The organism is Achromobacter maghribensis (assembly GCF_057334215.1).
In genome coordinates this window covers 293,974-315,782 of record NZ_JBHFII010000044.1, presented here as the reverse complement: position 1 = coordinate 315,782, position 21,809 = coordinate 293,974, and the positions used below count along the sequence as shown (strand labels likewise).

At 68.7% G+C, this 21,809-nt stretch carries 10 protein-coding genes; 2 read left to right on the top strand and 8 right to left on the bottom strand.

Features of this window, described 5'->3' with window-relative positions:
• Nucleotides 1-93: 93 nt before the first annotated feature.
• Genes treY through glgA form a run of 8 tightly spaced genes read right to left on the bottom strand, consistent with a single transcriptional unit; the run spans nucleotide 94 to nucleotide 19,290 of the window.
• Nucleotides 94-2,745, bottom strand: coding sequence for a malto-oligosyltrehalose synthase (treY, locus tag ACE039_RS19380; RefSeq protein WP_485823109.1), 2,652 nt, complete (start codon nucleotides 2,743-2,745; stop codon nucleotides 94-96).
• A complete protein-coding gene (malQ, locus tag ACE039_RS19375; RefSeq protein WP_485823108.1) occupies nucleotides 2,742-4,919 on the bottom strand; it encodes a 4-alpha-glucanotransferase in 2,178 nt (725 codons plus the stop codon). The genes treY and malQ overlap by 4 nt, the downstream gene beginning before the upstream one ends.
• Nucleotides 4,916-6,742: a malto-oligosyltrehalose trehalohydrolase gene (gene treZ / locus ACE039_RS19370; protein ID WP_485823107.1), complete on the bottom strand. Its 1,827-nt coding sequence runs from the start codon at nucleotides 6,740-6,742 to the stop codon at nucleotides 4,916-4,918. The genes malQ and treZ overlap by 4 nt, the downstream gene beginning before the upstream one ends.
• A complete protein-coding gene (glgX, locus tag ACE039_RS19365; protein ID WP_485823106.1) occupies nucleotides 6,739-8,850 on the bottom strand; it encodes a glycogen debranching protein GlgX in 2,112 nt (703 codons plus the stop codon). The genes treZ and glgX overlap by 4 nt, the downstream gene beginning before the upstream one ends.
• A 4-nt stretch (nucleotides 8,851-8,854) precedes the next feature.
• On the bottom strand, nucleotides 8,855-11,062 hold the full coding sequence (gene glgB / locus ACE039_RS19360; protein ID WP_485823105.1) for a 1,4-alpha-glucan branching protein GlgB: 2,208 nt from the start codon (nucleotides 11,060-11,062) through the stop codon (nucleotides 8,855-8,857).
• Nucleotides 11,059-14,415, bottom strand: a complete 3,357-nt coding sequence (gene treS / locus ACE039_RS19355; RefSeq protein WP_485823104.1) for a maltose alpha-D-glucosyltransferase — start codon at nucleotides 14,413-14,415, stop codon at nucleotides 11,059-11,061. Before treS ends, glgB begins: the two co-directional genes overlap by 4 nt.
• Nucleotides 14,416-14,436: 21 nt before the next feature.
• Nucleotides 14,437-17,697, bottom strand: a complete 3,261-nt coding sequence (locus ACE039_RS19350; RefSeq protein ID WP_485823103.1) for an alpha-1,4-glucan--maltose-1-phosphate maltosyltransferase — start codon at nucleotides 17,695-17,697, stop codon at nucleotides 14,437-14,439.
• A 15-nt stretch (nucleotides 17,698-17,712) separates the two neighbouring features.
• Entirely contained in the window at nucleotides 17,713-19,290 is a 1,578-nt protein-coding gene (glgA, locus tag ACE039_RS19345) for a glycogen synthase GlgA (RefSeq protein WP_485823102.1), read from the bottom strand.
• 252 nt (nucleotides 19,291-19,542) lie between these two features.
• On the opposite strand from glgA, the gene ACE039_RS19340 reads away from it, so the two are divergent.
• Together ACE039_RS19340 and ACE039_RS19335 are read left to right on the top strand one after the other, a co-directional pair.
• Entirely contained in the window at nucleotides 19,543-21,312 is a 1,770-nt protein-coding gene (locus tag ACE039_RS19340) for a thiamine pyrophosphate-requiring protein (protein ID WP_105559160.1), read from the top strand.
• A gap of 83 nt (nucleotides 21,313-21,395) precedes the next feature.
• Complete coding sequence (locus ACE039_RS19335) at nucleotides 21,396-21,794, top strand: PRC-barrel domain-containing protein (protein WP_105559161.1); 399 nt, start codon at nucleotides 21,396-21,398, stop codon at nucleotides 21,792-21,794.
• The last annotated feature ends 15 nt before the right edge of the window (nucleotides 21,795-21,809 follow it).

Sequence of the window (21,809 nt, the reverse complement as noted above, 5' to 3'; positions counted from 1 at the left end):
AACCCGGGACCGGCGGATTCCGGCCTGCGAAAGAACCGCAGCGTAAAGAGAAAGCGGCGGCAGCGCAAATGTGGCGTCGCGGCGCGGTCCGCGTCACGCGGTGACGCACAGCGCGACCGGGCAATCGCGCAGCAGTTCGCTTACGTCCACGTCGCCGGCGGCGTCGATGCGCGGGCACTGTCCGGACAGCGTATTCAGCAGGGCATCCGGGGGCGTGCCGGCCGGCAGCCGGATGCGGGTGCCGGCCCAGAACCGGTGCGCCTGCCCGGCCTGGCCGTGCGCATAGGCACCAAGCGTTTGCGCGCATAACCGGGGCACGACGACGAGCACGCTGCGGGCATCGTGCCGCCGAAGGTAGGCCACCACATGGGCGGCGTTTGGGCCATGTGCGGTCAGCGGTTCGTGGGGGGCCTGGCTGAACATCTGTGGATGGCGGGCGCGCAGATGCAGCGCGCGGCGGATCAGGGCTTGCTTGATTGCGCCGGTGTGCCAGGCCTGTGCGCCGGTGGCGACCGGTTCGCCCGCATCGTCCGAGGCCAGCAGGCCCGCCCGGGCCGCGTAGTCGACCGGGCGGCGGTTGTCGGGATCGACCAGACTGAAGTCCCATAGGTCCGTGCCCTGGTAAAGGTCCGGCACGCCGGGCAGCGTGCACCGCAGCAAGGTCTGCGCAAGGCTGTTCACCAGACCCGCGGGGGCGATGCGCAACGCGTGCTCGCCAATTTCCCGCAGCAGGACGCGGCCATCGTCCGTGTCCTTGAGCGCGTCGATGCAACGGCGCGCCGCGTGTTCGTAGACCGGATCGGGGTCCGTCCAGCTGGTGCGCAGCTTGGCCTCGCGCAGCGCCTTTTCCTGCCATTGGGCGATGCGGTCCAGGTAGCTTGCCAACGGCCCGTCGGGCGAGTCGGGCGCCAGGTCAAGCGGCCACGCGCCCACCAGGGATTGCAGCAGCACATAGGCGTCGGCGGGCGCGATGGGGCCAAGCCGGGCCAGCCGCGGCACCCAGGTCCGGGCAAGGCCAATCCATGCGTGGGGCGCTTCACTCAATACCGCCAGCCGGGCCCGCGTGTCTTCGCCCCGCTTGTGGTCGTGGGTGGCGGTGGCCAGCATGGCAAGGGGGAGGCGGGCGGCGCGTTGCGCGCATAGCGCGTGAAAGGCGTCTGGCGACAGCGAAAACCGTTCGGGGCTGGACCCCACTTCGTTGCGGGACAGCAGCGGCCCGCGCCGATAGAACAGGGTGTCTTCCAGCGCTTTGGCCGCTAGCGGCGGCGTCAGCTGTTGAAAGCGCCGCAGGCAATGCGCCAACGCGCCCGCCAGCGCAGGCGACACGGCGGCGTCACTGCCCGCCGCCGGCCCGTTCGGGAATGAAGCGCCACCGAGCCATTGGTCAAGTTGCGCAAGCAGTTGTCCGTCGGCCGTGTTCGACCCCAGCTGCGCACGGGCCTGGTCCAGGGCCGCGCCGATCCAATCGGTATCGGCGGGGCTGCGGCCCCCGTCTTCCGCGTAGGTGCGATACACCGGGAACGCGGCCAGCAGGGCGGTCAGCACGCGGTCGATGGCAGGGAACGTCCAGTCGCGCGTTGCCGGGTCCATGCGGGCGACATGTGCCAACGCATGCGCCAGCGCCAGGCGTTCCGCGGGGAAGTGCCTGGCCAGCATCCGCTGGCGGGCATCCAGCAATTGCGCCGGCGCGTCGCGGGGGTCGCCGCTCAGCGTGTTCCAGAATGCCTGCAGCGGCGCTTCGGCGTCGGGCGCATGCAGCAGCGCGCCCACCTGGTCCATGAAGTCGTAGCCCGTCGTGCCGTCGGCGGGCCAGCGGGAATCCAGGGTTTCGCCGTCGGCCAATATCTTCTCCACAACGAGGTAGGCCCCTGCGCGTCCTGCGCCGGCCTGCGTCAGTGCCTGGCGCAGCCGACGCAAATAGGCGCCGGGGCTTGCCAGGCCGTCGACGTGGTCGATGCGCAACCCGTCCAGGATGCCTTCCTGGTACAGGCGCAGCACCATCCCGTGCACGGCGTCGAAGACGGCCTTGTCTTCGACGCGCACGCCGACCAGTTCGCTGATTTCGAAGAAGCGGCGCCAGTTGATCTGCTCGGGCGCGGTCCGCCACCACGCCAGCCGGTAATGCTGGCGTTCCAACAAGTCGTGCAGGCGTGCGCGCCCGTCGGCGGCATGGGCGTCATAGGCGGCGCAGACGGCGGCGGCATCGTCGGTGTCCGCCGCGAATCCGGGCGCGACGGGCAGGTGCAGGTCGCCGACGGCCACGACGTAGATGTCCGCGTCATGGATGAGCCGTATGCCGCCGGCTTGCAGGCATTGCCCATAGGGTTCGGGCAGCACCGGCAGCAAGACCTTGCCGCGCAACGCCGGGTCGGCCGGCCGCCAATCGATATCGAAAGCGCGCGCGTGCGGACTGCGCGGCCCCAGGCGCAGCACGTCGGCCCACCACGCATTGGAGGGATGCGCGGCCATGTGGTTGGGCACGATGTCGGCGATCAGGCCCAGGCCCAGCGATCGGGCTGCGGCGGCCAGACGGCGCAAGGCGGGCTCTCCGCCCAGCGCGCCGCTGACGCGCTGGTGGTCGATCACGTCATACCCATGGGTCGAGCCGTGCCGGGCTTCGGTGATGGGCGACAGGTACAGGTGGCTGACGCCCAGCGCGGCATAGTACGGAAGCTGCGCGCGGGCGTCGTCCAGCGTGAAGCCCGCGTGCAATTGCAGGCGCGCGGTGGCGCGGGGCGCGTTCATGGCCGGCCCCTGATGGCGCGCACGGATTGCAGGCGCGTGGTGGTGGCCGGCGCGTTCAGGCAATCGGCAACGGACAGCGGCACGCGTTGACGCCAGTTGGGATGGTCGGCGACGGTGCCGGGCAGATTGGGCTGATCCAATTGGCCCGTCAGGTCTTCCAGCGTTACCAGCATCAAGGGGCATGGCGTTGCCGCGACGAAGCCCAGCAATTCCGCGCCCGGCGGTTCGCGGGGAGGCGGCAACGCGGACGCGGTCGGCGACGATGTCTGCACGGCTCGCCACAAGGCGGCGCGGTCGGCAAGCCGCCCGGCGCGCAGCGTGGCCTCGTCCTGTTCCGGGCCCAGCAGCCCTAGCCGCGAGCGCCACAGGATGTCCTGCCCATGCCACCACCCCTCCAGCGTGGGCAGGTCGTGCGTGGTGGTCATGGCCACGGCGTGCGGCGGCCAGTCGGCCGGCGCCAGAAAGCCCGCCGGTTCGACCGCGCGCGGACTCGGAGCAAGCGCGGGTTCAGGGTCGGGTTCAGGCGCGGGGCCAGGCGCGGGTTCGGGGGCGCGCATGAACCACAGCACGTTCATGCCCAGCAGACCCTGTTCTTGCAGCCGGGCGTCGAAGCCATCGGGCACCGTACCCAGGTTTTCACCGATGACCAGTGCGCGGCGCAGCCAGGCTTCCAGTGCCGTCAGCCGCAGCAATTGTGTGAGTGGGTAGCGCAGATAAGCGCCGTCCTGCGGTGAGGCGCCATCCGGAATCAGCCACATGCGCGCCATGCCCAGGATATGGTCGATGCGCACGCCGCCCGCATGGGCCAGGCTGGCGCGCAACATGGCCAGGAACGCCGCGTATCCCGATTGCCGCAACGCGGCGGGCGACAGCGCGGTCAGCCCCCAACCTTGGCCCTGTGGATTATGCAGATCCGGCGGCGCGCCCACGCTGGTGCGCGTCATCAGGTCGGCCTGGCGGCTCCAGGCGTGACTGCCCGCCGGACTGCCGCCCACCGCCAGATCCGCCAGCACGCCGATACGCATGCCGGCGTCGCGTGCGGCTTGTTGGGCGTGCGCCAGGCTGGCCGATGCCAGCCATTGGCTGAACATGTGCGCGTCGACTTCCGCCCGATGCGCGTCGGCGTAGCGTTGCGCGGCGGGCGATCTCGGGTCGCGCAGTTCGGCCGGCCATTCGGTCCAGGGGATCGGCGCGCCTTGTGTCCGCGTCTGGTCCGCATGCAGCGCTTCAAACAGCGCGTGGTCATGCAAGTCTTGTCCCGCCGTGGCGCGGTAGTCGTCATAGGCCTTGCGCTGGGCCGGGGTGGCGGTGACGGGGAACCGGGCGTGCAGGCGGCGCAGCAATTCCAGACGGGACGCGGCGGCGGCAGGCCAGTCGATAAGCGGCCGGGCGTCCAGCGCGCGCAGCCGCGCCTGATCCATGCCGGACAATGCGTGATGCACCGCCGCCTTGCCCAGCACGCTGGCGGGGTCGGCATACAGGGCATTCAAGAACAGGCGGCTGGACGGAGAATAGGGGCTGCATTGCGCGGGGTCGGCCGCGAACATGGCATGGACCGGGCTGATCGCCAGGGCATCCGCGCCCGCCGCCCCGGCCGTGGCGGCCAGGTCGCGCAACGCACCGAAATCGCCGAAGCCGTGCGTCGCCACCGCAAGATCCGGGGACGGCCGCCGCAGGCTGTAGAGCTGGACGGCCAATCCCCACGCGCGGGCATCCTTGACGTGCAGCAGCTCGTCGACGGCAGGCGCGCGCGGCGGCGCGACGGCAAGCGTCGTGACGCCGCCTGGCGTCGTCAGCGTGTAGTAGCCCGGTTCGGCGGGCGCGACCAGCGTTGTCGTGCCGTCGGCGGCCGTGGCCGTGCGGACGGCCACCCGGGATTGCGACGGAGTCTGCATCTGGCAGACGCCGGCGCAATGCCCGGGAAGCTCGACCGTGTCGCCGGCCAGCGCGATCAGCATCGGGGCCAGATGGCTTTGCGCCGACGCAGCGGCCAGACGGTGACGGCTGTCGCGAATGTCGGCGTCGGAATTGGCGGGCAGATCCATGGCGTCCAGCAGGGCACGCAGCGTATCGGGTGACACGCGGCGGGGGCGGTGGTCGGCCCCCGTCCAGTCTTCAATGATCCCGGCCTCGGCAGCCAGGGCTGACAAGGCGTTCTGGGCGGGCGTGTTCATTCGGCATCCTCAAGCAGCCAGACCGTGCTGTCGGCACACAGGCTGCCCAGGCCCAGCGCGTCGAACGCGCCCGGCCGGGATTCGAACAGCAGCGATGAAAACAGCGGGCCCTTCGGCGCCACGTCGGGAGGCAGCGTTTGGCGGTCCGGGCCCAGGTTGGTGTAAAGCGTCAATAGGGCGCCATCGCCCAAAAGCCATTGCGCGCGCACGGCATCCGGTCCGACGGCGCACGCTCCGGTACTGCGCGTGCCGGGCAGCCGCGGGGCAATCGCGCGCTGGCGCAAGTGCAGCAGCGCTCCGTACAGGGTGCGCCAAATTTGCGCATCGCCGCTGTCTTCGTTCCCGTCTTCGTCCCCGGCGCTTGCCGTGGCCCACGGCACGCTCTGCGCCCACGTGGATTCCGCGTTGGGATCCGGCAAGGCAGCGACATCCGCCGCGCTGAAGCCGGGAAAAGCCGAGAACTCCCGCCGGCGTCCGTCGCGTACCGCCTGCGCCAGGGCCGCGTCCGCGTGGCTGGTGAAATAGAGGAACGGCGCACGGCTACCGCTTTCTTCGCCCATGAAGATCAACGGAATCTGCGGCGCCAGCAGTTGCAGCGCAACCGCAGCGCGCAGGCGTTCCGGATTTTTCACCAGCACCGTCAGACGCTCGCCCGCCGCGCGGTTGCCGGTCTGGTCGTGGTTCTGCAGGAACAGCACGAACGCGGTGGGCGGCAGATGGCCGCTGGGTTCGCCGCGCAACGCGCCATGCCGGACGTGCGACGGCTGGCCCTGGTACAGCCAGCCTTGCTCCAGGCAACGCGCCAGGGCCCGGGCGGGTTGGTCCGCATAGTCGGCGTAGTAGCCGTGCGACTCCCCGGTCAACAGGTGATGCAGCACGTGATGGGCGTCGTCGTTCCATTGTGCGTCGTAACCCTGGCCGAGCAGGCTGGCGCGGTTGTCGTCGTTCTCCAGGACCAGGTGGATATGGCGCTGCGCCGGAATCTGGCCGCGCACGAACTGCGCCAGTTCCACCAGCCATTCCGGGTCGGGAATGGCATGCACGGCATCCAGCCGCAAGCCGTCGAAGCGGAATTCCGTCAGCCAGTACAAGGCGTTCTCTTCGAAGTAGCGGCGCACGGGGGGCTGGCGGAAATCAATGGCAGGACCCCAGGGCGTGGACACGTCGTGCCGGAAGAATGGCGCGGCGTATTGCGGCAGATAGTTGCCGTCGGGGCCGAAATGGTTGTAGACCACGTCCAGCATCATGCTGATCCCCAACCCGTGCGCCGTGTCGATCAGGCGCTTGAGCGCGTCCGGCGGGCCATAGGCTTCGTCCGGCGCGTAGGGCAGCACGCCGTCGTAGCCCCAGTTGCGAGGGCCGGGGAAGTCGGCCACGGGCATCAGCTCGACAACGGTGACGCCCAGCGCGGCCAGCTCGGGCAGCTTGGCGGTCAGCCCTGCAAAGCCGCCGGCCAGGCCCGCGTGCGCTTCGTAGATGACGGCTTCCGACCAGGGCCGGCCATGCCAGGACGGGTGCTGCCAAGGGTAGGTGTCGGGCCCGGGGACGACACTGGCCCCATGCACGTCTCCATCCTGCTGACGCGACGCCGGATCCGGCACCAACAGGTCATCGCCAATGCGGTAGCGATACCGGGTACCGGGCGGACAATCCACCTCGATCTCCGCGTACCCATCGGCGCCTGGATGCAGCGCGATGGGGTCGCGTCCGTCGATGACCAGCGCCAGCGCGGCGGGCGCGGTGGGGGCCCACAGGCGGAAACGCGTGCGGCCATCGGGCAGGGGCAGGGCGCCGTGGGTGTAGGGCTCGGGCCATGCCGTCATGATGTGCCTCCGGGGATGCAGGCGGCCGACAGCAGCACCAGGCCGTGGGCTTGCACGGTGATGCCGGTATCGGAGACCGGCGCGGTCGGGACCTGCGTGGCGGAATCCAGTTCGCGTATCCAGGGCAGGCCGGGCTGGGGCAACGTGAAGGCAACGGGTTCATCGCCCGGGTTCAACAGCAGCAGGGTGATGTCCGCGCTGCCGTCGTCCCGCAATGCGGCGCGGCGCAGGGCCATGGCGAGGGTCTGCGGATCGTCCCAGGATCCTTGCTCGATCGGGCTGCCGTCAGCGTCGAACCAGCTGATGGCGGCGACGCCCGGGCAGATCTCCTGGGCGGCGTCGCCGAAGCGCGCGGCGCGCAGGCTGGGGTGATCGCGCCGCAGGGCGACGGCGCGCGCCACAAAATGGCTAAGCGCGCGCCCGGCGTCGCTCTGGGCGAGCGTCCAGTCCAGCCACGACAAGGGGCCGTCCTGGCAGTACGCGTTGTTGTTGCCGTCCTGGCTGTTGCCGAATTCATCGCCGGCCAGCATCATCGGCGTGCCGTCGGACAGGAACAGGGTCGCCAGCAGCGCCCGCTGCACCTGGCCGCGCCGCTCCAGGATGGCCTCGTCCTGCGTGGGTCCTTCCTCGCCCCAGTTGCGGCTGTAGTTTTCGGCGTGGCCGTCGTTGCCGTTTTCACCGTTCGCTTCGTTGTGGCTGGCGTCGTAGCTGACCAGGTCCTGGGTGGTGAAGCCATCGTGCGAGGCCACGAAGTTCACGCTGGCCCAGGGCCGGCGGTGACGCCGGTCGAACACGTCGCGTGAGCCGCACAGCCGCGCCGCCATGTCGCCGCGCATGCCTTCATCGCCGCGCCAATAGCGGCGGACGGTGTCGCGGTAGCGGTCGTTCCATTCGGCCAGCCCAGGCGGATGGTTACCCAGCTGATAGCCGTCGGGGCCGATGTCCCAGGGCTCCGAGATCAGTTTCACGCCGGCCAGCGCCGGATCCTGCAGCAGCGCGTCGAAGAAGCCGGACCCCGGGTCGAAGCCCGTGCCTTCGCGGCCAAGCGTCACACCCAGGTCGAAACGGAATCCATCCACGCCGTAAGACTGCGTCCAATAGCGTAGCGAATCCATCACCATCTGCAGGACGCGCGGATGCGACAGGTTCACCGTATTGCCGCAACCGGTGTCGTTGATGTAGTAGCGCTCTTCGCCCGGCATCAGGCGGTAGTAGCTGGCGTTGTCGAGGCCGCGCCACGACATCGTGGGCCCGAGTTCGCTGCCTTCGCAGGTATGGTTGTAGACCACGTCCAGAATCACTTCCAGGCCGGCCGCGTGCAAGCGGCGCACCGCCTGGCGCAGGTCGTTCGGGCCGCGTTGCAGATACGCGGGTTCGGGCGCGAAGAACGACAGGGTGTTGTAGCCCCAGTAATTGCGTAAACCGCGTTCAAGCAGGAACCGGTCTTGCAGGAAGGCGTGCACCGGCAGCAATTCAACGGCGGTGACGCCCAGGCGGTGCAGGTGTTCGATGAAGCGCGGGTCCGCCAGGGCGGCGCAGGTGCCGCGTAGCGGCTGGCGCAGGTCTTCGCGCTGCATCGAGACGCCGCGCAGGTGCACCTCGTAGATGGTCGTGTCGGCCCACGCCGTGCGCGGGGCCTTGCTGTTGCCCCAGTTGAATGGCACGTCTTCCGTCACAATGGCCTTGGGCATCGCCGGCGCGCTGTCGCGGCGGTCCATCGACAGGTCGGCCCGCGCGTGGTTCAGCCGGTAGCCAAACAGCGCGTCGCTCCAGCTGGCCGGGCCGGTCAGGTGACGCGCGTAGGGGTCCAGCAGCAGCTTGTGCGGATTGAAACGGTGGCCATTGCGGGGGTCATAGGGGCCGTGCGCGCGGTAGCCGTAGACCAGCCCCGGTTGGGCATCGGGCAGGTAGCCGTGCCAGACTTCATCCGTGCATTCGGGCAAATCGAAACGCCGCAGTTCCTTGCGGCCCCGCGCGTCGAACACGCATAGTTCAATGCGCGTGGCGTTGGCGGAAAAGACGGCGAAGTTCACGCCCAGGCCGTCGCTGACCGCACCCAGCGGATACGGCTGGCCGGTCGTGAGGCGGGGCAGTTGAGAGGGATCCATGGGGTCAGCCTTCCAGCGTGAAGAATAAGGTGGCCAGGGGCGGCAGCGTTAGCGGCAGGGATTGCGCGTGGCCGTGCGAGGGCTCGGCGACCGTGAACGCCGCGCCTTGATTGCCCTGGCCCGAGCCGCCATAGCAGCCCGCGTCGGTGTTCAGCGTTTCGATCCAGCGTCCCGCAACGGGCACGCCGACCCGGTAGCCGTGCCGCGCGACGGGCGTGAAATTCGAGATGGCCAGCACCAGCGATGTGCGGCCCTGGCGCAGGAACGCGGCCACGCTGTTGTCGGCGTCGTCCATCACCACCCACGCAAAGCCCGCAGGCTCGGCGTCAAGTTCGTGCAGGGCGGGCGTATCCCGATAGAGGCGGTTCAGGTCGGCCACCAGGCGCTGCACGCCCTTGTGGCCCGCGTCGTCCAACAAGGCCCAGTCCAGGGCGGCGTCGTGGTTCCATTCGGTGGGGCAGGCAAGCTCGCCCCCCATGAACAGCAGTTTCTTGCCCGGGTGCGCCCACATGAAGCCCAGATAGGCCCGCAGGTTAGCCAGTTTGGCCGCCCGGTCACCCGGCATTTTGTTCAACAGCGAGCCCTTGCCGTGGACGACTTCGTCATGCGAGAGGGGCAGGATGAAGCGTTCGGAATAGGCATACGCCATGCCGAAGGTGATGTCGTGGTGGTGGTGCTTGCGGTGCACCGGGTCTTCATGCATGTAGCGCAGCGTGTCGTGCATCCAGCCCATGTTCCATTTGTAGTGGAAGCCCAGGCCGCCTTCGGCCACCGGGGCCGTCACGCCAGGCCAGGCGGTCGATTCTTCGGCCACGACGATGGCGTCGGGGGTCTGCTCGCGCACGGTCGCGTTCAGTGCCCGCAGGAATTCAACCGCCTCCAGGTTTTCCCGGCCGCCGTACCGGTTCGGGATCCATTCGCCGGGCTGGCGGCTGTAGTCGCGGTAGAGCATCGACGCCACGGCGTCCACGCGCAGGCCGTCGATGTGGTAGCGCTGCAGCCAGTGCATGGCGCTGGCGATCATGAAGGCTTTCACTTCAGTGCGGCCCAGGTTGTAGACCAGCGTGTTCCAGTCGGGGTGATAGCCTTCGCGCGGGTCCGCGTACTCATACAGCGGCGTGCCGTCGAAACGCGCCAGGCCGTGCGCATCATCGGGAAAATGCGCGGGTACCCAATCCAGGATGACGCCGATGCCGGCCGCGTGGCACCGATCGATGAAGCGGGCGAAGGCGTCGGGCGGACCAAAGCGCGCGGAAGGCGCGAACAGGCCAAGGGGCTGGTAGCCCCAGGATCCGCCGAACGGGTATTCCATGATCGGCATCAATTCGACATGCGAGAACCCCATGGCGTGCGCGTAGGCGGGCAGCTTGTCGGCAAGCTGGTCCCAGGCGCAGCGGTCGCCATCGGGCGCGACCCAGGAGCCGGCGTGTACTTCGTAGATGGAAATGGGGGCGTGGCGCGCTTGGCGCCCGGCGCGGGATTGCATCCATGCGTCGTCCGTCCAGGGGTAGGGAGAAGGATCGTCCACGACGGATGCCGTGGCCGGCGCCGCCTGGGCGCGGCGCGCCATGGGGTCGGCTTTCAGGATGATGGCGCCATCGGCGCCGGTGATCGCGAACTTATAGCGTTCGCCGGCCGCGACCCCGGGGATGAACAATTCCCAGACGCCGGCCGCGTGGCGCAGGCGCATCGGATGACGGCGGCCGTCCCAGCTGTTGAAGTCGCCGACGACGGCCACGCGCCGCGCATTGGGCGCCCACACGGCGCAGCGCAGGCCGCGGATGCCGTCCATATCGGTCAGCCGTGCCCCCAGCAGTTCCAACGCGGGGCGCCAATCGCCAGCCGCCAGCGCTTCCAGATCCTGCGCCGACAGGACGGGGCCGAAGGCATAGGCATCGTGCGTGATCTGTTCGGCGCCGGGCCATTGGATCGCCAGCCGGTACGAGCCGGGTTGGCCCGGGCGGGCGCCAGGCGCCGCGCCGGTATACAGCCCATGCGCCTGCTCACGCAGGGCGGTGCGTTGGCCATCATGGGTGACGACCGACACGGCGGTGGCGCCGGGCACCCACGCACGGACCACGCCGTCGTGAGGCCCCAGCACCGAAAACGGATCGGCATGCCGCCCGGCGGCCAGGGCGGCGAGGGCGTCGGGGTCCACTTGGCCGACGGGCGTGGCGCGGGGCGGCGGGGTGGCGGTGGGGCGGCGGTTCATTGGGATTTTTCCTCGGTGCTGATCGCGGCGGCCTGAAGCTGCTCTCGGGCCAGTTCCGTCAAGGCGCACAGCGGGATCGAGATCCAGTCGGGACGGTGGGCGGCTTCATAGCTGACCTCGTAAGCGGCTTTTTCCAGCAATGCCAGTTTCAGCAAGGGCTCCTCCTGCGTGGCGGGCCGCGCAACGGCCGTGGTGGCGGCTTCGGCATACCCCTGCAGGAACGCCTCGGCGGCGCGTGTGCCGAACCGCGCCAGCAAGGTGTCGCGCAGTTCGACCGGCGCGCCTGGCGCCGCGGTCGAATCGGCGGGGCCGGCATTGGCGTCCGTGGGCGCGCCGCCCAGGGGATCGCCACGCGCGATGGACGCGGCGGCGTAATCGAACGAACGCAGCATGCCGGCGACGTCTTTGTACGGGCTGGCCGCCTGCCGCCGCGCTTGCAAGGATTGGATGGGCTCGCCTTCGAAATCGATCAGGTAGGCGTCGGTTTGAGCCACCAGCACTTGCCCCAGATGGAAGTCCCCATGCACGCGGGTCAGCGGCGCGCCGGTCAGCGCCTGCGCCATGGCGCTGACTTGTTGGGTCAGGCGGGCGCGGTGCTCGAAGAACCATTGCGCGCAGGCGCGCGACGGGGCCTCAAGGGTATGGAGCACCGCGCGCAGGTCTTCGGCCGTGCGGTCCAGCTGGGCGATGACCCGCGTGGCATGCGCGTCGGCATCTTCGGGCGTGGCCGTGCGCGGAGCGAAGGCGGGATCGTCGGACGGCTGGGCCAGGGCGTTGTGCAGCTCGGCCAGGCGACGCCCGATCGTGGCGGCCATGACGGCGTAGCCTTCCAGGCTGGCTTCGAATTCTTCGGGGCTGTCGCCGCCCAATAGCGCGGCGCCCAGCGTGCGCTTCAGGTAGTCCAGCGTCCAGGTCCAGGCGTCGCCTTCGTTGGTCACGAAGGCGTGCAGCACGGCCAGTGTGTGCGGAACGTTGTCGGCATCCACGCGCTGCACTTCGCCCAGCAGCGCGGGAATGTTGGCGTAGCCGGCTCGGGTCAGATGACGGGTCATTTCAACTTCCGCCGACACGCCGGGCTGCACATTGCGTATCAGCTTGAGGATCGCCTGCCCGCCAAGGATGACCGAACTGTTGGATTGTTCTCCGCTGATCCATTGCAGCGCGGGGGCTTCGCCAAGGTCCAGCGCGGTCAGGCCCGGTTCCGGCAGATAGCGGATGACGCCGGGTTTGTCGCCCGGCTTGCCGCCGTCGCGGCCGTCCAGCTCGCGCCCGGCGCGCAAGGCGTCGATCACGCCCAGCACAAAGCCCGGTTGCAGGAAGGCATCGGCAAGCGTGCCGACTTCGGCGCCCCGGCGCACGCGTGCGATGGGGTATTGCACTTGGGCCGTTTCGTCCCACACCAGCACGAAGGGGGCCTGGGCGCGCCAGCCGTCGACGCCGTCTTCAGGCTGTACTTCGGCCCAGTAGTACTCGCCGCCCGCCCCGGTGAAGGGCGTGGCGTAGGCCAGCCGGACCCGGGCGGGCGCGTGCGTGCCGGGAAACCAGCGCTGGCGCGCCAGATATTCGGGCAACACTTCATTTTCCAGCGTGACGCGCGAGGCGTCGGTCAACGCGGCGCCGCCGCGCGATTTCAGTACCAGCGTTGTCAGTTCGGGCATCTGCGCCGGGCCGCTGGCGTGCCAGCCGGGCGGAGCGGCGTCGGCGCTCAGGTCCATCCAGTAGAAGCCATACGGCGGCAACGTCAGCAGATAGGGCAGTTCGCCGATGGCGGGGAAAGGCGTGCCGCCCAGCATCTCGACGGGCACCCGTCCATTGAAGGCCTGCAACGGCAATTCCACCGGTTGCGCGGCGTTCGACAGGTTTGCCACGCACAGGATGATGGTGTCGTTCCACTGGCGCAGATAGGCCAGGATCTTGCGATTGCCGGCCAGGATGAAGCGCAGCGACCCCCGCCCGAAAGCGTGCGTCTGGCGGCGCTGCGCCAGCATGCGGCGCGTCCAGTTCAGCAGGGAATGCGGGTCGCGCTGCTGCGCTTCCACGTTGACGGCCTCGTAGCCGTACAGCGGCCCCATCAGCACCGGCAGCGGCAGGCGTTCGGGGTCTGCGCGCGAAAATCCGCCGTTGCGGTCGGGTGACCATTGCATGGGCGTGCGCACGCCGTCGCGGTCGCCCAGATGCACGTTGTCGCCCATGCCCAGTTCGTCGCCGTAGTACAGCACTGGCGTGCCCGGCATCGACAGCAACAGGCTGTTCATCAGTTCGACCCGGCGGCGGTCGCGTTCCAGCAAGGGCGCGAGCCGGCGGCGGATGCCCAGGTTGATGCGCGCGCGCGGGTCAGCGGCATACACGCTCCACAAGTAGTCGCGTTCGCGGCTGGTCACCATTTCCAGCGTCAACTCGTCGTGGTTGCGCAGGAAGATGGCCCATTGGCAGGTGGCTGGGATGTCGGGCGTCTGGCGGATGATGTCGGTGATGGGAAACCGGTCTTCCTGCGCGATTGCCATGTACATGCGCGGCATCAGCGGAAAATGGAACGACATATGGCATTCGTCGCCCGCGCCGAAATACTCCTGGGCATCCTCGGGCCATTGGTTCGCCTCCGCCAGCAGCAGGCGGCCCGGGTATTCGGCCTCGATCACGGCGCGTATCTGCTTTAGCACCTGGTGCGTCTCGGGCAGGTTTTCGTTGTTGGTGCCTTCGCGTTCCACCAGATACGGCACGGCGTCCAGCCGCAGCCCGTCCACGCCCATGTCCAGCCAGTGCCGCATGACGGACAGCACCTCCTTCAGGACCTGGGGGTTGTCGTAGTTCAGATCGGGTTGATGCGAATAGAACCGGTGCCAGAAATACGCCTGGGCCTCGGGGTCCCAGGTCCAGTTGGATTTTTCGGTGTCGCAGAAGATGATGCGGGTGCCGGCGTAGGCTTTGTCGTTGTCCGACCAGACATAGAAATTGCGCGCCGCCGAGCCCGGACGCGACGTGCGGGCGCGCTGAAACCAGCGATGCTGGTCCGAGGTGTGGTTCACGACCAGTTCGGTGATCACGCGCAGGCCCCGGGCGTGCGCCTCGCGAATCAGCTTGCGCACGTCGGCCACGGTGCCGTAATCGGGATGCACGCCTCGGTAGTCGGCGATGTCGTAGCCGTCGTCGCGCCGGGGCGATGGGTAGAACGGCAGCAGCCAGATCGTGTTCACGCCCAGGCTGGCGATGTAATCCAGCTTCATGATGAGGCCGGGCACGTCTCCTACCCCGTCGTCATTCGAATCGAAGAACGACTTCACATGCAACTGGTAGATGACCGCATCCTTGTACCAAAGGCCGTCGTCCTTGAGGGGCTGGGTTTCACTGATCATGTTCTTGGGCTCCGAGCGGCGTCAGCCATGCAGCGACAAGCGCCAGACGCGATAGGGTTGGTCGGGCGACAGCGTCACGGCGCGCGCTGCGCCGCGCCAGGTGTCGCGGCTGTCCGTCAGCAGGTCTTCGGCGGTCAACTGCGTCGCGCCGGTATGCACCGCGCCGGCATGCACCGCGCCGGCATCCACGCCAATTTCCGCGAACCGCCACAACGGCGGCTCCAGGTACGCGGTCTGCGGGTTGAACGGATCCAGGCTGACCACCGTCAGCACGACATTGCCCAGACCGGGCGTGGCCTTCAAGAAGGCCAGCACGCGATCATTCCCGCTGGCGACCGCGGTCAGCCCGCGGTGCGTTTGCAGCGCGGGATTGGCGCGGCGGATCTGATTCAGGCGGGCGATTTCGGCGCGGATATTGCCGGCCTGGCGCCAGTCGCGCGGACGCAGCTCGTATTTCTCGGAATCCAGGTATTCCTCCTTGCCGGGCACGGCGGCGGCCTCGCACAGCTCGAATCCGCTATAGACGCCCCACAGGCCGGCGCCCATCGCGGCCAGCGCCGCGCGGATCAGGAAGCCGGCGCGGCCCGACGTCTGCAGGAACAGCGGGTTGATGTCGGGCGTGTTGACGAAGAAATGCGGGCGGAAGAAATCGGCCGGCGGCGGCTGCGAAACTTCTTCCAGATAGGCCTGCAGTTCGGCCTTTTCGTTGCGCCACGTGAAATAGGTGTAGGACTGAGTGAAGCCTACCTTGGCCAACCGGTACATCATCTTGGGGCGCGTGAACGCTTCGGACAGGAACAGCACGTCCGGATGCTGGCCATGCACTTCGGCGATCAGCCATTGCCAGAATGGCAGCGGTTTGGTGTGCGGATTGTCCACCCGGAAAATACGCACGCCATGGTCGACCCAGAACAGCACCACGTCACGTAGCGCGCGCCACAACGAGAGCTTGCGGGTGCGACGCGGCGGCGGGCCGTAGAACGAAACGTTGACGATGTCTTCATACTTCTTGGGCGGATTCTCGGCATAGCGCAGCGACCCGTCCGGGCGCCACGAGAACCAGTCCGGGTGCGCCTGCAGCCAGGGGTGGTCGGGCGAACACTGGATGGCGAAATCCAGCGCTACTTCCATGCCGTGGCCATGCGCCGCCTCCACCAGCCGCAGAAAGTCCGGCAGCGTGCCCAGCTTGGGGTCGATGGCGTCGTGGCCGCCTTCGGCCGCGCCGATGGCGTAGGGGCTGCCGACGTCGTCCGGGCCGGCGGTCAGGCTGTTGTTGGGGCCTTTCCGGTTGCGCCGCCCGATGGGGTGAATGGGGGGCATGTAAAGCACGTCGAACCCCATTTCCTGGATGTCGGGCAGCCGCGCGATGACGTCGTCGAAAGTGCCGTGGCGACCGGGTTCGCGCGCTTGCGACCGGGGGAACAGTTCATACCACGCGCCGTGGGCCGCTTGCGGGCGGTCGACCCAGACCGGGTAGCGCGTGGCGGTCACGGTTTCAAAGGGATGCGCGTCCAGGTCGCGCATGGCGTGCGCCAGGCCGGCGCCCAGCAACAGGGCGACCTGCTCGTCCGTCGGCGCGACGTCGGCGGGCACGTCCGGCAGCGCCTTCAGCGCGCGCTTGATCTCGGCCGCGCCATCGCTTGCGGTGGGGAGGCGGCTGGCGCGCCTGTCGGCTTCGCGCAGCAATTGCAGGCCTTCGGCGATCTCCAGGCCCAGCGCGCGGCCGGCCCGATGCTTGACTTCGAGGTCGTGGCGGAACGTCTCCCAGACGTCGAACCACGCGGCGACCTGGAACTCATGCGGCCCGATGCGGCGCGGGCGAAAGCTGCCTTGCCAGCGGTCGTTGGCGATCAGTTGCAGGGGCACGCGACGCCAGTTCGGCTCGTCGGCCGCGCGCCACCGCAATTCGGCGGCAATGCGATCGTGACCGTCCATCACCAGATCCGCCTGCACGGTGACGCGTTCGTGGACGACGCATTTGACCGGGTGCGCGCCGTCGTCCACGGCGGGCGCGACGCTTTCGATGGCGATGCGCAAACCGGCGCCGCCTTCCGTGCGGGGGCCGGGGTGGCGGGAGGCTTCGCGCACGGGCGGCATCGGCGTGACCGCCATCACCGCGCAGCCGGCGGGGGCCAGGGCATCGCCATCCGGCATTGGCATTCCGGCGTCCGGGTGCGGCACGATGTCGCCGGGCGGCAGGCAGGACGCCACGGCATCCCAATCGACCCGGGCCAGCGCCGAATCGGCGGGATTCAAGGCAAGAATCGCGGTTGCGCCTTCCGCGGCGTCGCGCAGCACCAGCGTCGCGCGGCCGTCACGGCCGCCCAGCACATGGGGCCGGCCCGTTTGCAAGGGCAGTCCGCCAAGCCATTGGTTGATCTGCCGCGCCGGCCCGGACGAATCGACATCCGCTTCGTCGGCCAGCCAGCCGTTGGCGGTAAAGGCGGCAGCCCAGGCGCGGCGGTGGTCGGCCGGCGCCATGGCCGCGGGCGCCATGCCCTCCAACGGCGAGACGCTGGCCAGGACGGGGGCGACTTTCTCCAGCCGCGCGGCCTCTTCCGCCAGCCAACCCGACTTGTAGTCCCACCAGGCTAGAGATGAGAATACGCCGTCGAAGCCGGCGTTGCGCAACGCCTCCAATTGCGGCGGGCTCATGCCGGGCGTCCAGGCTACGCAGCGCGGTTGCGCAGCGTGTCGCCGCAACGGGGCCAACAATTCCTGCCACGCAACGGCGGGCAGGCACTGCGGCGCCTCGAACAGGAAGCCCGTCACCCCGGCGTCGGCCCAGCGCGCAAGCCGCGCGCCCCACGAGGCCGTGAAGCCGTCGGGCGGGCCGTCGTTCAGCGCCATCAAGCCCCAATCGCTGACGGGCAGGCGGGGGTCCCGCGCCGGGTCTTCCGGGTGTGCGCGGTACCAGCCCGGCGGGGCGGTGCCGGGGCTGGCATCCACCGAGACGCGGTCGAACATTACGCGGACCCACAACGCCAGCTCGTGTTTCGCGGCCGCCTGCGCCAGCCGCGACAATCTGTCAGTGATCGGCTCTGTCTGGTTCGACGCCGGGCTCAGGTCGGCGTCGACGGGCGCCAGCGAAGGCGCGCCGGCGGGCCGCAACCAGGGTGGCTCGATCAGCACGGCATCGAACCCCGCCTGGCGAATGCGCGACAGCCTGGTGTCCCACTCGGCGTCGCCTTCCACCGGCGCGCCGTCCGGAAAGCCGCGAGTCGCATGGCAGATGCGCAGCGGGGTATGGGGGGCCGGGGTAAGGGGGACGGTGGCGGTCATGCGGTTGCGCCTCGCTTATAGGGGCATCGGCATGGAACCGCGCGCCTGGCGTGTTCGCCGGTGCCCCGCCTGGGATGCTTGGGACGCCTGGGCCGGCGCGGGCACGGCGGCGGCGTCTTCGACGGTGGAATCCCCGGCCAGGGCCTGGATAAGCTCTTCATACGGACCGACGGCGCGCTGCCAGCTGAAATCCCGGGTCATGCCGTTGCGTTGCATCGCCCGCCACAGCGTCGGGTGCCGGCGCAAGTGCATCGCGCGGGACAGCGCGTCGGCCATGGCGTCCGGGCTGTCCCCATCGAACAACAGGCCATTGGCGAACGCCATGGCGGTAAGCGGCGCGTCGGCGCCCGGGTCTTCAATGGTGTCGGCCATGCCGCCGACGCGCGACCCGATGGGCACGGTGCCGTAGCGCATGGCGTAAAGCGGGGTGAGGCCGAACGGCTCGAAGCGGCTGCCATGCAGCAGGATGTCGCCACCGGCATGCAGCCGGTGCGCGCCGGTCTCGTTGTAGCCGATGCGCGTGGCGCAGCGCTTCGGGTATCGGGTGGCCAGCGACGCCAGCGCGTTTTCCAGGCGCCGGTCGCCCTGGCCCAAGATGGCCACCTGCATGTCGGCATGGGCATCCAGCACACGGGGCAGCGCCTCGGCGGCCACGTCCGCCATCTTCTGTTCCGTCAGGCGGCTGCCAAGCACCACCAGCGTGGCCTGGGCGTCCGGCAACAGGTCGAACTCGCGCTGCAGGACGGTCTTGCACAGGCGCTTGTTCGCCAAGTCGCCAGCGTGGTAGCGCAACGGTCCTAGTTGCGGGTCGCGCGCGGGGTCCCACAGGGCCGTGTCGATGCCGTTGGGAATCGCCATCAGGTCCGCGGCGCGCTCGCGCAGCAGGCCATCCAGCCCGCAACCGAATGCCGGGGTCAGGATCTCGCGGGCATAGGTGCGGCTGACGGTCGTCAAGCGGTCGGCGTGGCGGATGCCTGCCTTCATGAAGTTCAGTTTGTCCCAGGCGATCATCGCGTCTTCGCTGCGGCACGCCGGTGGAATGCCCAGGGCCGAGGCGTCCTCAAGGGGGAATTGCCCTTGGAAAGCCAGGTTGTGGATCGTCAGCACGCTTTTGACGTCCTGGACGCCCGCTTCGCGCAACAGCAACGGCGTCAGCGCCGCGTGCCAGTCATGCGCATGCACCACGGTGGGGCGGGGCAGGCCGGGCAATCCCTGCGCGACCCGCACGGCGGCATGGCACAAGGCGGCGTAGCGCACCCCGTTATCCGCATGTTCCTGGCCGTCATCGTTCATGTACAGGCCGGCGCGGTCATACAGCGCGTCGTTCTCCAGCAGCAGGAAGGACAGCTCGGAGGCGGGGCACACGCCAGACAACAGTCGGGCGTCGCCGCCTGGCAGGCCCTCCAGCCTGGCCACTTCACGCGCGCCCGCCAGGCGGCGCGTCACGCCGCGGTACGCGGGCAGCAGGATGGTCGCGGCGATGCCGCGTTCGGACAGCGCCCGCGCCATGCCGGTGATGGCGTCGCCAAGCCCGCCCGTCTTGGCAAGGGGGAATGCTTCGGCAGCCACTATGAGTATTGTCGTCGTCGCCATGCTTGTTGCTCCGGGGAGAGTCGGAGGGCCGCTGAAAAAGGGGGCCCGATTCCGTAAGCCTTTCAATGCGCAAGAGGCGTGCCCGCGTCGCCGCCACAATGGCGCGCCGCCCGGGGCCGGGGCGCCGGGTGTCGTTGTTGCTGACTTTTGTAAAACTGGGAGCGGCGCACCATTTCCCCTGGAAACGGCGCTGCCAGGCATGGCGGTTGCGGCGCGCTGGGGTTCCCGACAACCATGGCAAGGAGCGTCAACTTGAAAACCGTTTCCGATTTTGTGCTCGCCCGGTTGGGCGAATGGGGCGTGCAACGCGTGTTTGGCTATCCCGGCGACGGGATCAACGGGTTGATCGGCGCGTTCGGGAAAAACAAGGACCTGGAGTTCATCCAGACGCGCCACGAGGAAGGCGCGGCCTTCATGGCCTGCGCCCACGCCAAGTTCACCGGGCAGGTCGGCGTGTGCCTGGCGACGTCCGGCCCCGGGGCCATCCATTTGCTCAACGGCCTGTACGACGCGAAGCTGGACCATCAGCCGGTGGTGGCCATCGTGGGCCAGCAGGCGCGCAGCGCGCTAGGGGGCGACTATCAACAGGAAGTCGACCTGGTGAACTTGTTCAAGGACGTGGCGCACGACTTCGTGCACATGGTGACGTCGCCCCTGCAGGTGCGCCATATGGTGGACCGCGCCATGCGTATCGCGATGGAGCGGCGCGGCGTGACGTGCCTGATCTTTCCGAACGACGTGCAGGACCTGGAGGCCGTGGAGGCGCCGCCCCGCGAGCATGGCACGGTGCATACCGGCATCGGCCTGACGTCGCACGCCGCCGTGCCGCCGGAGGCGGCGCTGGACAATGCCGCGGCGATCCTGAACCGGGGCGAACGCGTGGCGATGCTGGTGGGCGCGGGCGCGCTCGAGGCGGGCGAGGCGGTGCAGGCGGTGGCCGACCGGTTGGGCGCAGGCGTGGCCAAAGCCCTGCTGGGCAAGGCGGTGGTGCCGGATGAACTGCCTTACGTGACGGGGGCCATCGGCCTGCTTGGCACGCAACCCAGTTGGGAAATGATGAATGAATGCGACACCTTGTTGATGGTCGGCACATCGTTTCCCTATGCCGAATTCCTGCCGAAAGAGGGGCAGGCCCGGGCCGTGCAGATCGACGTCGATGGGCGCAAGCTCAGCCTGCGCTATCCGGTCGAAGCCGGTCTGGTGGGCGATGCGCGCCTGACCTTGCAGGCGTTGCTGCCCCGGCTTGAACCGAAGGCGTCCGACCGTTGGCGCAAGGGGATCGAAAAACGCGTGGCGCGCTGGCGCGAGACGGTGGCGGCGCGCGCCATGGTCCAGGCCAATGGCATCAATCCCCAACGTCCGTTCCTGGAACTGTCGCGGCGGCTGCCGGCGCAGTGCATCGTCACCTGCGATTCCGGCACGGCCGCCAACTGGTATGCGCGCGACGTGCAATTGCGCGACGGCATGATGGGATCGGTGTCGGGCGGACTGGCCAGCATGGGTTGCGGCGTGCCATACGCGCTGGCGGCCAAATTGGCGCATCCGGGGCGGCCGGTGGTCGCGCTGGTGGGGGACGGCGCGATGCAGATGCTGGGTATCAATGAACTGATCACGATTGCGCATCGTTGGAAAGATTGGTCCAACCCCACGCTGGTGGTGCTGGTGCTGAATAACGGCGACTTGAACCTGGTGACGTGGGAGCAACGCGTCATGGGTGGCGATCCGCGGTTTGGCGACTCGCAATGGCTGCCGCCGTTTTCGTATGCCGACTACGGCCGCATGCTGGGCCTTGAGGGCATCCGGGTAACCGAACCGGACGAAATCGGCCCCGCGTGGGACCGCGCGCTTGCCGCCGGCCGGCCAGCCGTGCTGGAAATGGTCACCGACCCCGAAGTGCCGCCGATGCCGCCGCATATCTCGTTGAAACAGGTCGGCGCGTACATGACCGCGCTGCGCAAAGAGGGCGCAACCACGGGCGGCGCGGCCCTGCGCGCCACGATCAAGCAGTGGTGGGCAAGTTGACCGGCCTTGCGGCACGGCGCTTGCGGAGGAGGGGATTCCTGCCACAACAACGCGGGGCGCAAGCCCGGCAAAGGAGATAGACCATGGAAACTCAAACCAACATCGTGGGCGGCCCCAAGAGCGACCCGAGCGGCCCGGGGCCGCAGGTCATGGCGGCGGACACGCTGGAAGGCAATGATGTGTACAACTCCGCTGGCGAGGAGTTGGGATCGATTAAGGACATCATGATCGATGTGCCGCGTGGCCGCGTGGCATATGCCGTGCTGTCGCGCGGCGGCGTGCTGGGCATCGGCGACAAGCTCTTCGCCATTCCCTGGGGCGCCTTGACGCTGGACACGGACCGCAAGTGCTTCGTCCTGAACGTCGACAAGGAAACGCTGAAGAACGCGCCGGGCTTCGACAAGGACAACTGGCCCAGCATGGCGGACGAAACGTGGGCGCGCAGCCTGCATACTTATTACAAGCAAGACATCTATTGGTAAGCCGCGGCGGGGGGG

Excerpts from the sequence above, each read along its gene's own strand:
- treY (WP_485823109.1), bottom strand. The coding sequence starts at position 2,745 with ATGAACGCGCCCCGCGCCACCGCGCGCCTGCAATTGCACGCGGGCTTC.
- malQ (WP_485823108.1), bottom strand. The coding sequence starts at position 4,919 with ATGAACACGCCCGCCCAGAACGCCTTGTCAGCCCTGGCTGCCGAGGCC.
- treZ (WP_485823107.1), bottom strand. The coding sequence starts at position 6,742 with ATGACGGCATGGCCCGAGCCCTACACCCACGGCGCCCTGCCCCTGCCC.
- glgX (WP_485823106.1), bottom strand. The coding sequence starts at position 8,850 with ATGGATCCCTCTCAACTGCCCCGCCTCACGACCGGCCAGCCGTATCCG.
- glgB (WP_485823105.1), bottom strand. The coding sequence starts at position 11,062 with ATGAACCGCCGCCCCACCGCCACCCCGCCGCCCCGCGCCACGCCCGTC.
- treS (WP_485823104.1), bottom strand. The coding sequence starts at position 14,415 with ATGATCAGTGAAACCCAGCCCCTCAAGGACGACGGCCTTTGGTACAAG.
- ACE039_RS19350 (WP_485823103.1), bottom strand. The coding sequence starts at position 17,697 with ATGACCGCCACCGTCCCCCTTACCCCGGCCCCCCATACCCCGCTGCGC.
- glgA (WP_485823102.1), bottom strand. The coding sequence starts at position 19,290 with ATGGCGACGACGACAATACTCATAGTGGCTGCCGAAGCATTCCCCCTT.
- ACE039_RS19335 (WP_105559161.1), top strand. The coding sequence starts at position 21,396 with ATGGAAACTCAAACCAACATCGTGGGCGGCCCCAAGAGCGACCCGAGC.